Here is a 12,832-nt window from a genome sequence, read left to right on the forward strand (position 1 = left end):
TCGCACGGCCCCTGCCAGCGGCATGGCGCTCCAACGCCCGGAGCGCCGCGCCGAAGGCAAACTCTCCCGGCCACGGATGCCGGATGGTTGACTGTGGGTTTAGACCTAGTCCCGCCGTCGTGGGCTGTGGGAAGTGTCAAAAACGGCCTCTCTGTTTTTGCCACTTTCCACAGTGCCCATTCCTCGACGGCGCGGGGTTTGCTGATTGCTATTGCGGCTCTGGCGCGTGGACGAGCTGATACCAGTCGGTCACGGCCTTGTTGAGCTCCCGCAGTGTGACGGCCAACGGGAAGGTGTAGCCGCCGCCCGCTGCGTAGCTGTGGGACACGGCCTGTGCTGCTGCGATGATGCGTTGTTCTGCCTGTTCTCGCGTCATGCTTGGCCCTCGACATCGAAGCCGTTGGGCGCGGCGGCGTCCACGGTGAGACGCTGCTGGCCGTTGGCTTCGAGCACTGCCGCGGGCGCGGGCGCGTCCGCTTCGTGGTTGTGCTTATGGCCTGCTGAGAGTGTGAGCTTCGTTACCTGCATGTCCCGCACGGCGGCGCGCGTGACGCGCTCGACTTCTGCGCTACACTGCGGACATCCGATGACGTACCAGAGCGTGACAGTGACGGTCATTGTGCTACCGCCCTTGCCGCCTGACCTGCGTGGTAGGCAGCTATCCACGTGCGCGCGGTGGCAACGAGCAGCCGCGTCTCGCGGTGCGAGAGGAAGCCTAGTTCTATGCCGCGTATCAGCGTGGCGAGATAGGCCTGTACGGCTGCTGGCGAGGTCAGCGCCGGGAGGTTGACGCGGAACGCGGTTGCGGCAGCAACCGCCGCCGCATCGACGCCGAGTTCTTCTTTGACTTCGCTGTAGGCCTGCGTTGCCGCCTTCTCTGCGAGTGCGACAATTTCGGCGATAGTGAAAACGTTCTTCATTGGATGGTCTCCGTTTGCTTCGCTTTTTCCAGTAGGTCTGCGGGCACCTCTATCAGGTTGTCCTGCAAGTACCATGCTGTTGATGTGAGGTCTGAGTGGCCCAAGAAGGCTTGCACCACCCGCAGGTCTTTCGTTATCCCGTAGATGCTTCGTGCCGATGTCCTTCGCAGGTCGTGCGGCGTCAGCCTTCGTGTGATGCCCAGCTCTTTCCGTATCGCTCGATAGGTGTCCCCCATTTTGTTCTGTGTCGCCTTTGTTGCCTTGACGCCCATCTGCGCGACGAACGGCACTCCGCACTCGCGGCCCGCGATGTCCAGCAGCTCTGCGATCTCGCGCGTTACCTGCATCTGCTGCGCGTTGTTGTACTTCGTCGTGAACCTGAGTGTGCGCGTTTCCCGGTCGTAGTGTTCCGGCCCCAACTTTGCCGACGTGCCTGAACGGATGCCCATATCCGAGCACAAGAGCAGCCAGAGCTTCACGTGTGGTGGTGCCCGCATCAGAATCATCTCTCGCTCTGTGCGTGTCCCTGTGACGTTTCGCGGCTTCGGCCTCGTTGTTCGCATGACGGCCTTCTCCAGTGTGCGTTGCGCGCCGTAGTGCTCCGCCAGGTATCGCAACAGGCGCCTTGCGGCCCCCGCCCTGTAGTGCCGCGTCGTGTTGCACGAGTAGCCTGCGAGATACTCGTTGAGCTTCGCCACGTGCCCCATGTTCACCTCGCTGACTTGCGCTTCTCCTGCGAACTCGCAGAACGCTTTTGCAACACATCTTGCGCTCGTTGAGTTGGTCTGACGGAATGGCGCGAGGGCTGTTCTGACCGTGACCCCCGCGCCCGCTTTTTTGGGCGCGCGGTTCGTTTCTGCAATGCCTCGTGCTGTTCCGCCTCTTCCGCCGTGCTGAACGACTTCCGCCGCCTCTGACCCTTCTTATCTCGCCAGTCTGCGTAAAACAAGCTGCCTTTTGAGTACATGTGTGGACACCTCTGGACACCGTATTTTCGTTGCGTTTTCAACGATTTGCATTACCCCTATATACCTCGGGGGATATGTCTAGTTATAAATGAGAATCACTCACCGGTGCGGCGGCATCAGCACTGAGACGCAGCTTCACGATGACTTCATCCTCCGAAAATCCGCAGGAACTCGAGCGTGGTCTTTCCACTGGACCCGCGCTCGCGCTCAATGTCATCGACATGGTTGGCGTCGGCCCGTTCGTCACGCTGCCGCTCATCGTCGGCGCCATGGGCGGCCCACAGGCCATGATGGGCTGGGTACTCGGCGCGCTGCTCTCCTACTGCGATGGATATATCTGGAGCGAACTGGGAACCGCCTACCCCGAAGCAGGCGGCAGCTACGCCTACCTGAAGCACCTCTATGGCGAACGCAAACTCGGCCGCGCGTTTTCCTTCCTCTATGCCTGGCAACTGCTCTTCAGCGCGCCGCTCTCCATCGCCTCCGGATGCATCGGCTTCGCGCAGTACATCTCCTACTTCGTGCCCAATGCGGTCAGACCATTTGCATTCGCCAAAATTATCGGCGTGCCCGTGGTGCTCAGCGGCCAAACCCTTCTCGCCATGGGCGCCTGTATCGTCGCGCTCGTCGTGCTCGACCGCAGCATCTTCAGCATCGGCCGCGTTGCGCGCTGGCTGGGCATCGCGGTCGGGCTCACACTCGTCTTCCTCATCGTCGCGGGCTTCACGCACTTCAACCCGCGCCTCGCCTTCGACTTCCCCGCCAACGCATTTCATCTCGACGGCGCATTCTTCACCGGTCTGGGCGCGGGCATGTTGATCTCCGCCTACGACTACTGGGGTTACTACAACATCTGCTTTCTCGGCGCGGAGGTACGCAATCCCCGCAAGACCATCCCGCGCGCCGTACTCGGCGCCATCGCCATCGTCGGCGCGCTCTACCTGCTCATGAACATCAGCGTGCTCGGCGTGCTCCCTTGGCGCGAGATGACCGCCGACGCCACCGCCCACGCGCGCATGTTCACCATGGCCGTCTTCATGGAGCGCATCTACGGGCGCCAGGCCGCCGCCGTGGTCGTCGTGCTGATCGCCCTGACGGCGCTCGCCTCCGTCCTCGCACTCCTTCTCGGCTACTCACGCATCCCCTACGCCGCCGCCCAGGACGGCAACTTTCCGGCATGGTTCGGCGTGCTGCATAAAAAGCATCGTATTCCGCATCGCGCCCTGTTCACTCTAGGCGGCATCACGCTCTTCTGCTGCATCTTTCGCCTGCAGGAAGTCATCACCACGCTGGTTGTCATCCGCATCTTGTTTCAGTTCCTGTTGCAAGGCGTGGCCGTGCTCCTGCCGAAGCACCGACACGAACGCAAACAGCACGGTTTCCGGATGCCGCTCTATCCGCTGCCGGTCCTGCTCGCACTCAGCGGCTTCGTCTTCATCCTGTTTTCTCGGCCAGACTTTCTGAAGCAACTACGCATCGCCGCAGTCATTCTGCTCGCCGGGGCTGCGCTCTACGCTGTCCGCAACTACCGTTCTCAGCCGCCTCGCTAGGCAGATTCTGAATAAGTCCTGCTTTGTTAAGGGCACGGCTTCAGCCGTGCTGCAAACTACCTGTTTTGAATGGGGCTTTAGAGGGTGCTGAAAAAGTTAGTTTTGCTTAAGGGCACGGCTTCAGCCGTGCCGCAAGTACCGCAAAATCAACGCGGCTTTAGCCGCCGAGGTACGCTTTCTTCCCGGCAAGACACTTTTTCATCACCCTCTTTAGCCCCTGAGGGAATCTTTCATATTTAATCGGACTTTCGCTAGAGCGGTTTACCTGTTGCTGCTGCTGATGAAAATACGGCGATTGAGCCCCATAAGCGCCGAAGGTGCGGCACATACCAGCCTGGGGGCGAACCCCCAGGTATCGAGCCGCACAAACCAGGAGGGCTGAAGGCCCGGCACATAGACTTCGCCTCAAGAAATATATTTTATTTTCATTCCAAAATAAATATAACTACAACCCACATGTCACATGCCGAGCCATATTCCAACCGGCGCATCAACGAGAATAATCGTTTTTATACTAAAAAATATTTTAGCCTCCGGAAGGCAGCCAGCCGCTTACATCACAGCAGCCATCCGGGCAAGAAAATTCCATGCTTGCCTTTTCTTGTCTTGGCAAGATAAATTGACAAAGCAGAAATCCTGGTATCTGAAAGCTGGCTTTTATGTCGCGGAAGACCCTGCCCTTTGCCCCCGTGTGTCTTGCTCTCGCATCCCTGCTGCTCACGCCCACCGTAGCCACTGCGCAGCAGAAGAAGCCGCTCTACCTCGATCCCTCGCAGCCGGTCGCCGCGCGCGTCAACGACCTGGTAGGCAGGATGACGCTCGAAGAGAAGGTCTCGCAGATGCAGAACCACGCCGTCGCCATCCCGCGTCTCGACGTGCCCGAGTACAACTGGTGGAGCGAGGGTCTGCACGGCATCGCGCGCTCCGGCTACGCCACCGTCTTCCCGCAGGCCGTCGGTCTGGCCGCCACCTGGGACGTCCCCCTGATGCACGAGGTGGCGACAACCATCTCCACCGAGACGCGCGCCAAACACTCCGAGGCGCTTCGCAACAACAACCACAGCATCTACTTCGGGCTCGACCTCTGGGCGCCCAACATCAACATCTTCCGCGACCCGCGCTGGGGACGCGGTCAGGAGACCTACGGCGAAGATCCCTTCCTGACCTCGCAGATGGGCGTCGCCTTCGTCAAAGGGCTGCAAGGCGATGACCCGCATTACTACAAGACCATCGCCACGCCCAAGCACTACGTCGTCCACTCCGGCCCCGAGAGCACACGGCACAAGGCCAACATCGATGTGTCGCCGCACGATCTCGAAGACACCTACCTGCCCGCCTTCCGCGCCACCATTAAAGATGCCAAAGCAGACAGCGTGATGTGCGCCTATAACGCCATCGACGGTCAGCCTGCCTGCGCCAACACCTTCCTGCTCACCGACGTTCTCCGCAAAGACTGGGACTTCCAGGGCTACATCACCTCCGACTGCGGCGCCATCAGCGACGTCTCCGACGGACACAAGTTCGCTCCCGATCTCGCACACGCTGCAGCCGTCTCGCTCCGCGCCGGCACCGACACAAGCTGCGGCAACGAGTACTCCGCACTGATCAAAGCCGTGCACGACGGCCTCGCCTCCCAGTCCGAGATCGACACCGCCGTCAAGCGCCTCTTTACCGCGCGCTTCGAGCTGGGCATGTTCGACCCGCCGGCAGACGTGCCCTACGCCAACATTCCGTTCTCGCAAGACGACTCCGAAGCGCACCGCCTGCTCGCCCGCAAGGTGGCCGAAAAGTCGATGGTACTGCTCAAAAACGACGGCATCCTGCCGCTCAGGAAGAGCATAAAGACGATTGCCGTCATCGGTCCGAACGCCGAATCGTTGCCCGCTATTGAAGGCAACTACAACGCCGTCCCCTCGCATCCGGTGCTGCCGCTTACGGGCATGGAGTCGCGCTTCGGCAGCCAGGCAAAGATCCTCTTCGCGCAAGGCTCCCCCTACGTCTCTGAACTGCCTCTGCCCGTGCCGCGCACGCTGCTTCATCCGGCCAAAGGCGACACGCGCTTCGGCCTCAAGGGAGAGTACTTCGACAACACCAGCCTCACCGGCAAGCCTGCCTTCACGCGCATCGACCAGCAGGTGGCCTTCGACTGGGACGCCGCCTCTCCCGGCCCTGGCCTCGATGCCTCAGCCTTCGGCGTTCGCTGGACAGGCACCATCACCGCTCCCCAACCCGGCAACTACACCTTCAGCTTCAGCATCGAGCACTGCTATCCCTGCCACGACGCCGAGAAGGTCACTGTCTTCCTCGACGGCAAGCAGATCACCGATCACGGCACCTCCCCGAGCGAGTTCCGCTCCAACGGCCTGAAGCCGTTCACCCTGAGCTTTGCCGACACCAGGCCGCACGCGCTGCGCATCGAATACTCTCACGACGCGCCGCTCTTCGGCGCCGGCCTCAGCTTCAACTGGATGCCGCCCATAGACGTAGAGCGCGCCGAAGCCGTCAGCATTGCGAAGAAGGCCGATGTCGCCATCGTCTTCGTCGGACTCTCTCCCAACCTCGAAGGCGAAGAGATGCCCGTCCACATCACCGGCTTCGACGGCGGCGACCGCACCGAGATCGAACTGCCCGCCGTGCAGAAGCAACTGCTCGAAGCCGTGGCAGCAACCGGCAAGCCGGTCATCGTCGTCATGCTCAACGGCAGCGCGCTCGCCATGAACTGGGCCAGCCAGCACGCAGCCGCCATCCTCGAAGCCTGGTATCCCGGTGAAGAGGGAGGCAATGCCATCGCCGCGACGCTCGCCGGTGACAGCGACCCCGCTGGCCGCCTGCCCGTCACCTTCTACGAGAGCACAAATCAACTGCCGCCCTTCGACGACTACTCCATGAAGGACCGCACCTACCGCTACTTCACCGGAACGCCGCTCTGGGGCTTCGGCTATGGCATGAGCTACACCAAATTCCAGTGGAGCAACGTCAAGCTCTCCACCGACAAGCTGACCGCAGGCGAACCTCTCGCCGTCGATGCCGACGTCAAGAACACCGGAGCGAAAAAAGGCGACGCCGTATCCGAGATCTACCTCAAGGCCCCCGCCGCGCCGACGACACCCATCCACGCTCTCGTCGGCTTCGTGCGCACGACACTCGAACCCGGCCAGCAGCAACACATCCATGTCGTCATTGCGCCGCGCAGCTTGAGCGTCGTCGCCGCCGACGGCAAACGCAGCATCAACCCAGGCGAGTACTCCCTCTTCATCGGCGACTCGCAACCCGGCTCGTCCAGCGTGGGCGAGACCAGGAGCTTCACCATCGTCGGCGACAAGGACCTGCCGCGCTAGAGTTTTTATCGATATGGAAGATAAAAATGCGATGGAAGATCGTAATGCGGTCATTCTGAGCGAAGCGAAGAACCCTCGCATTTTGCCAGTAGTTGCACGAATCTTCGCTGATGGGCAAGAGTGCATCCATACGAAAGCTGCACTCTTGCTCTGTTTTGTCGCACTCGCTTGTACGCCTGCATCGGCCTCTCCCGTCCCCGGCACGCGCCAGCCGGTCGATCCACAAGCCGCGTGGCTCGCATACTCCCCTGTCGATGCCGCGCGCGTCTTCCCTACCGGAACCCCCATCCCCGACACCCTCCTTCGCCTCGGCGATTCCGCGCTCGAAACCACCGCCGCCGATGAACTCCATCGCGGATTCGAGGGCATGTTGCACCGCATCCTCAGCAGCGACACGCGCACGAACCCACCCGAACACTCACGCAACCTCATCGTCGTCGGCACAGCAAGCGAAATCGCCCAATGGCGGCCCTCACTCAGCGAAAACAAGCTCGCACCCGCAGGCTTCCATCTCCGCCGCATCATCTCCGGCAAAGACACATTGCTGGTAGTTGAAGGAGCCGACGAGCGCGGCGCACTCTACGGCAGCTTCGCTCTCCTACGCCTGATCGCCGAAGAACACTCGCTCGCCCATCTCGACGATCTCGAAGCTCCAGCCGCGCCCGTGCGCTGGACCAACGAGTGGGACAACCCCAACGGCTCCATCGAGCGCGGCTACGGCGGCCGCTCCATCTTCTTCGACCGCGGCAACGTGCGCGAAGACCTCACGCGAGCATCCGAGTACGCGCGCCTGCTCGCCTCGGTCGGCATCAACGGCTGCACCATCAACAACGTCAACGCCGACCCCAACCTCCTGCGCCCGGAGCAGCTCCGGCAAATCGCGCGTATCGCCGCAGCGTTCCGCCCCTACGGGGTCAGGCTCTCGCTCTCCATCGCAATGAACAGCCCCGAAGTCATCGGCGGCCTCACCACCTTCGATCCGCTCGCTCCCGAAGTCGCCGCATGGTGGCAAACAAAGGTCGATGCCATCTACAAAGCCATCCCCGACTTCGGCGGCGTCATCATCAAAGCCGACTCCGAAGGCCAGCCCGGCCCTTCGCAATACGGACGCACCCCCGCCGAAGCCGCCAACGTCGTCGCCCGCGCACTCAAGCCGCATGGCGGCCTCGTGCTCTATCGCGGCTTTGTCTATAACCATCACCTCGACTGGCGCGACCCCAGGGCCGACCGCGCCCGCGCCGGCTACGACAACTTCCACTCGCTCGACGGCCAATTCGACAGCAACGTCATCGTCCAGATTAAAAACGGTCCCATCGACTTCCAGGTGCGTGAGCCGGTCTCGCCTCTGTTTGCCGGACTCCACAAAACCAACGAAGCCATCGAACTTCAGATCACGCAGGAGTACACCGGCCAACAGCGCCATCTCGTCTTCCTCGTCCCAATGTGGAAGAACGCCCTCGACACCGACATGCATGTGCCCGGCGCACAACCCAGCCGCGTCCGCGACATCGTTACAGGCAAAACCTTCGCGCGACCAGAGGGCGGCTTCGTCGGCGTAGCCAACGTCGGCCTCGACGACTACTGGCTCGGACACCCGCTCGCCATGGCCAACCTCTATGGCTTCGGCCGCCTCGCCTGGAACCCATCGCTCCACTCCGCAACCATCAGCAACGAGTGGACGCGCCTCACCTTCGGCAATGATGCCGACGTCCTCCGCGTCGTCAACAGCCTGCTCCTCAACTCCTGGCACACCTACGAGGACTACACCGGGCCGCTCGGCGCAGGCACGCTCACCGACATCATTGGCCCCCACTACGGCCCCGGCATCGAATCCGCCGAGCGCAACGGCTGGGGCCAGTGGATTCGCGCCGACCACAACGGCATCGGCATGGACCGCACCGTCGCCACCGGCACCGGTTACATCGGCCAGTATCCCGCCGGCCTCGCCGCCCAGTACGAGACCCTCAAGGCGTGCCCCGACGTGCTCCTGCTATTCATGCACCACGTCCCCTACACCTACCGCCTGCACTCCGGCAAAACGGTGATTCAGTACATCTACGACACACACTACGCAGGCGCGGCAGCCGCAGCCGCTCAGGTGCCCGCGTGGGAGACCCTCGCAGGCAAAGTCCCCGACCGCACCTACTTTGAAGTCCTGCGCCGCCTCAACTACCAGGCAGGCCACGCCATCGTCTGGCGCGACGCTGTCGTCAACTGGTTCCATCAAATGTCCGGCATCGCCGACGTGCAGAACCGCGTAGGCTATCATCCCAACCGCATCGAGGCCGAAGCGATGCAGCTCACCGGCTACACTCCGGTCGCCGTCACTCCATGGGAGACGGCCTCGGGAGGCAAGGCAGTCGTGTGCCACTGGAAAACCTGCGAAGCCAGCACAACACTCGCGCGACCCGACGGCTGGTACAACATCGCCGTTCAATACTTCGACCTGCGCGATGGCGTCTCACACCTCACACTCGAGATCAATGACTCGCCAGTCGATACGTGGGCTGCGGACGACACCCTGCCCTCGGACAATCTGAATGGGCACACATCCACCCGGCACACCACGACAGGCGTCGCCTTGCATCGCGGCGACCGGATACGCATCATCGGAGAACCCGGAGGGAATGAACCAGCCCCTCTCGATTATCTGGAGATCACGCCCGCCTTCGCAGGCACGGCGCGCGATGCCGTGAAAAAATAGGAGAGCCATGCAGGAATCAAAGATTATCGACGCAAAGGTCATCGTCACCTGTCCGGGGCGCAACTTCGTCACTCTCAAGATCGCCACCTCCGACGGCATCTACGGCGTCGGCGACGGCACGCTGAACGGGCGCGAGCTTGCCGTCTCGGCCTACCTCCAGGAGCACGTCATCCCCTGTCTCCTTGGGCGCGACCCCGACCGCATCGAAGACACCTGGCAGTATCTCTATCGCGGAGCCTACTGGCGGCGCGGCCCTGTCACCATGGCCGCCATCGCCGCCGTGGATATGGCGCTGTGGGACATCAAGGCAAAGCGCGCCAACATGCCGCTCTATCAACTCCTCGGCGGACGCTGTCGCGAGCACGTCACCGTCTACTCCCACACAAACGGTCACGACATCCCCGAGCTGCTCGACTCCGTGGCAAAGCACATCGAACTCGGCTACAAAGCCATCCGCGTGCAATGCGCGATCCCCGGCGTGCCAGACGCCTACGGCGTTCCCCACGGCGACAAACCCTACGAACCCGCCGACTCAGGCATCCCGCGCGAAGAAGTCTGGTCCACACCGAAATATCTGAACTTCGCCCCAAAGATGATCGAAGCCGTGCGCACGAAGTTCGGCCCCGATCTGCCGCTTCTGCACGATGCGCACCATCGCCTCACGCCCATCGAGGCCGCCGCGCTCGGCAAGAGCCTCGAAGACTTCCGCCTCTTCTGGCTCGAAGACGCAACGCCCGCGGAAGACCAGCAGGCCTTCCGCCTCATCCGGCAACACACCACAACGCCACTGGCCGTAGGCGAAGTCTTCAACTCCATCTTCGACTGCCAGCAGCTCATCTCCGAGCGGTTGATCGACTACATCCGCGCCTCACTCACGCACGCCGGCGGCATCACGCACATGCGACGCATCGCCAGCTTCGCCGATCTCTACAGCGTCAGGACCGGCTGCCACGGCCCCACCGACGTCTCGCCCATCTGCATGGGCGCCGCGCTCCACTTCGACCTCAGCGTCCCCAACTTTGGCATTCAGGAGCACATGCCCCACAGCGCCCAGACCGACGAGGTCTTCCCCCACGCCTACACCTTCAACAACGGCTACATGCATCCCGGCGAACGCTCAGGGCACGGCGTAGACATCGACGAAAAGCTCGCCGCACGCTTCCCCCACAAACGCATGTACCTTCCCATCGCCCGCCTCGAAGACGGCACCCTCCACAACTGGTAGCGAAGACGCTTTGCCGCACCACCACCCACGTCATCTCGACCGAAGGCGGCGCCTTTTGCCGCCGCAGTGGAGAGACCCCCGCATTTCTCCCGTTCCAACGTGAATGCACACCGTTCCAGCACAGCCTCTTGAGCCCCTGAGGTATGCATTCACATTGCATCAACTCTTCCTTGATCCCCAAAACCACCTATCGCTTCCCGTTGGTTGCCGCTCCACGCCGACCCGCCGAACCCTGCCTGCGCCCTGCATGGCCATCAGGCGACGCATGAGGCGAGCGATAGTATCCCGAGTGCCGCTGCAAAGCGATCGCCCCAGCCCCGCGCAGCCGGGCCAGTTCGCCATCGGTCGTTACCAGCAGCCTCGGCGCGCCTCCCGCCAGCATCTGCGACTCCAGCTCCCTCTGCACAATCGGCCCAAAGGTTGCCCACGAAGCCGTGATGTCGCCGGTCAGCAGGATCACCTCAGGCGAGAGCGCCGCCGTCACCAGCCGCAGCCCGCGCCCCAGATGCTTCGCCTGCCTCGTCAGTGCCTCGACCGCATGGCCGTCGCCGTCCTCCGCAACGTGCAGCAGCTCCTGAATCGTGACCGCGGGCGCACCCGGCGACAACTCCGCATAGTATCGAATCGCCGCGCGCGACGACGCATACATCTCCCAACAACCCTTCATCCCGCATCCGCACTGCGGCCCCGAAGGATCAATCGGAATATGCCCGAACTCGCCCGCCAGACCGTCTTTGCCTGAAACGATCTGCCCATTCGCAAGAATCGCCGTGCCGATACCCTCTGAGATCGTGACCAGCACAGCGTTGCGCACGCCATCCATGCGCCCAAACCACATCTCCGAGAGCAGCGCCGCATTCGCCGCATTGCTCAGCTCCACCCGCAGCCCGAGCCGCTTCTCCACCACGCCCTTGATGTCATACTGCGACCACTTCAGATTAGGCGAAAGAATCAGCCGCTGCGTAGCAGGATTCACGCGCCCGGGCAGGCTGATACCGACTCCTTCAAACGCCTTGCCCGAATGCTCCTGCTGCATCCGCTTCATGCAATCGGCCATATTGTTCACGCCACGCTCCGGGTCCGACACCAGCGGAATCGCCTCACGCGAAAGAAACCGCCCATTCAAATCCACTACCGCCACAATCGCCTGATTCGGCCTGATGTCCGCAGCCAGCATCACCAGGTCGTCGTTCAGCGAGATCAGTGTCGGCCTGCGTCCCCTCGGCCTCTCCACCGCTGCGCCTTCCACAATCCATCGTTCTTCAATCAACTGCTCCACAATCGCCGAGATCGTGCTCGGCTGCAATCCCGAGGAGCGCGACAGGTCTGCGCGCGACACCGGTTGCCGCGTGCGAATCAACTCCAGCACAATGTCACGGTTGATGTCCCGCGCAATCTCGCTCGAGGCCAGTCTGGCATAGGCCAGATCGACGCGCACCATGCCTTTGGCGCTTCCTTCCGCAACGATCGTCTTCTCCGCCATCGCTTCTCCTATTGATTGACTCCACTGGCAAGCTGCCCACCGTCTACAACGATCACCTGCCCAGTCGTGTACGAACTCGCATCCGATGCCAGATACACCGCCGCACCGACGACCTCATCCACCTCGCCGAAGCGTCGCATCGGCGACCGCATCAGCAGCTCATTCCCCCGCGCAGACTCCAGTATCCTGCGATTCAGCTCCGTCGGAAAGATGCCCGGCGCAATCGCATTCACGCACACTCCGCGCCCCGACCACTCCACCGCCAGCGAGCGCGTCAGCGCCGCCACCGCCGCCTTGCTTGCGCCATACGCCGCCACCTCCTGAAACGCCACAAACGACGCCAGCGAAGCAATGTTGATAATCCTGCCGTACCCGCGCTCCAGCATCGAGCGCCCAAAGATCTGGCACGCGCGCAGCGTCCCGTTCAGGTTCACATCCATGATCCGGTCCCAGGTCTCTTCCGCACATTCGAGCGTCGGCACGCGCTTCGTCATGCCCGCGCAGTTCACCAGAGTGTCCACCTTGCCGAACTCTCCCTCCACAGCCTCATGCAGCGCCTCAAGCGATCCGCGGTCGCGCACATCGGAGACCATCCGCAACGTCCGTCTGCCGCGCGCTTCCAGCTCATCGGCCAACTGTCCCAC

General features: G+C 62.3%; 10 protein-coding genes. 4 read left to right on the forward strand and 6 right to left on the reverse strand.

From position 1 onward, the window contains the following. Positions 1-208: 208 nt before the first annotated feature. Genes VFU66_RS12085 through VFU66_RS12100 form a run of 4 tightly spaced genes read right to left on the reverse strand, consistent with a single transcriptional unit; the run spans position 209 to position 1,627 of the window. Positions 209-376 (reverse strand): hypothetical protein, encoded by a 168-nt coding sequence (locus VFU66_RS12085; RefSeq protein WP_326446512.1) that lies wholly within the window; start codon positions 374-376, stop codon positions 209-211. After that, the gene (locus VFU66_RS12090; protein ID WP_326446513.1) at positions 373-618 is read right to left on the reverse strand and encodes a hypothetical protein; all 246 of its coding nucleotides are present in this window, start codon (positions 616-618) and stop codon (positions 373-375) included. Before VFU66_RS12090 ends, VFU66_RS12085 begins: the two co-directional genes overlap by 4 nt. Then, entirely contained in the window at positions 615-920 is a 306-nt protein-coding gene (locus VFU66_RS12095; RefSeq protein WP_326446514.1) for a hypothetical protein, read from the reverse strand. Before VFU66_RS12095 ends, VFU66_RS12090 begins: the two co-directional genes overlap by 4 nt. Further along, a complete protein-coding gene (locus VFU66_RS12100) occupies positions 917-1,627 on the reverse strand; it encodes a tyrosine-type recombinase/integrase (RefSeq protein ID WP_326446521.1) in 711 nt (236 codons plus the stop codon). Before VFU66_RS12100 ends, VFU66_RS12095 begins: the two co-directional genes overlap by 4 nt. Positions 1,628-2,028: 401 nt before the next feature. Between VFU66_RS12100 and VFU66_RS12105 the strand changes: the two genes are divergently transcribed. From VFU66_RS12105 to manD, 4 genes are all read left to right on the forward strand, one after another. Then, positions 2,029-3,438, forward strand: coding sequence for an APC family permease (locus VFU66_RS12105; protein ID WP_326446515.1), 1,410 nt, complete (start codon positions 2,029-2,031; stop codon positions 3,436-3,438). 659 nt (positions 3,439-4,097) lie between these two features. Then, positions 4,098-6,776 (forward strand): glycoside hydrolase family 3 C-terminal domain-containing protein, encoded by a 2,679-nt coding sequence (locus VFU66_RS12110; RefSeq protein ID WP_326446516.1) that lies wholly within the window; start codon positions 4,098-4,100, stop codon positions 6,774-6,776. A 145-nt stretch (positions 6,777-6,921) separates the two neighbouring features. Continuing rightward, positions 6,922-9,480 carry an alpha-glucuronidase family glycosyl hydrolase gene (locus VFU66_RS12115; protein WP_326446517.1) on the forward strand — a complete coding sequence of 853 codons (2,559 nt, stop codon included), beginning with the start codon at positions 6,922-6,924 and terminating at the stop codon, positions 9,478-9,480. A 7-nt stretch (positions 9,481-9,487) separates the two neighbouring features. Next, a complete protein-coding gene (gene manD, locus VFU66_RS12120; RefSeq protein WP_326446518.1) occupies positions 9,488-10,705 on the forward strand; it encodes a D-mannonate dehydratase ManD in 1,218 nt (405 codons plus the stop codon). Between the two features lie 187 nt (positions 10,706-10,892). Here the strand turns inward: manD and VFU66_RS12125 are convergent, their stop codons facing one another. Both VFU66_RS12125 and VFU66_RS12130 read right to left on the reverse strand, forming a co-directional pair. Beyond that, the gene (locus tag VFU66_RS12125; protein ID WP_326446519.1) at positions 10,893-12,188 is read right to left on the reverse strand and encodes an ROK family transcriptional regulator; all 1,296 of its coding nucleotides are present in this window, start codon (positions 12,186-12,188) and stop codon (positions 10,893-10,895) included. 8 nt (positions 12,189-12,196) lie between these two features. Beyond that, positions 12,197-12,832 (reverse strand): SDR family NAD(P)-dependent oxidoreductase (locus tag VFU66_RS12130; protein WP_326446520.1); only part of this gene is annotated, 636 nt, incomplete at its 5' end.

Source organism: Edaphobacter sp. (genome assembly GCF_035763405.1).
Classification (GTDB): domain Bacteria; phylum Acidobacteriota; class Terriglobia; order Terriglobales; family Acidobacteriaceae; genus Edaphobacter.

What these genes read in the sequence shown, in the direction of transcription:
- VFU66_RS12085 (WP_326446512.1), bottom strand. Translation starts at nt 376, where the DNA reads ATGACGCGAGAACAGGCAGAACAACGCATCATCGCAGCAGCACAGGCC.
- VFU66_RS12090 (WP_326446513.1), bottom strand. Translation starts at nt 618, where the DNA reads ATGACCGTCACTGTCACGCTCTGGTACGTCATCGGATGTCCGCAGTGT.
- VFU66_RS12095 (WP_326446514.1), bottom strand. Translation starts at nt 920, where the DNA reads ATGAAGAACGTTTTCACTATCGCCGAAATTGTCGCACTCGCAGAGAAG.
- VFU66_RS12100 (WP_326446521.1), bottom strand. Translation starts at nt 1,627, where the DNA reads ATGGGGCACGTGGCGAAGCTCAACGAGTATCTCGCAGGCTACTCGTGC.
- VFU66_RS12105 (WP_326446515.1), top strand. Translation starts at nt 2,029, where the DNA reads ATGACTTCATCCTCCGAAAATCCGCAGGAACTCGAGCGTGGTCTTTCC.
- VFU66_RS12110 (WP_326446516.1), top strand. Translation starts at nt 4,098, where the DNA reads ATGTCGCGGAAGACCCTGCCCTTTGCCCCCGTGTGTCTTGCTCTCGCA.
- manD (WP_326446518.1), top strand. Translation starts at nt 9,488, where the DNA reads ATGCAGGAATCAAAGATTATCGACGCAAAGGTCATCGTCACCTGTCCG.
- VFU66_RS12125 (WP_326446519.1), bottom strand. Translation starts at nt 12,188, where the DNA reads ATGGCGGAGAAGACGATCGTTGCGGAAGGAAGCGCCAAAGGCATGGTG.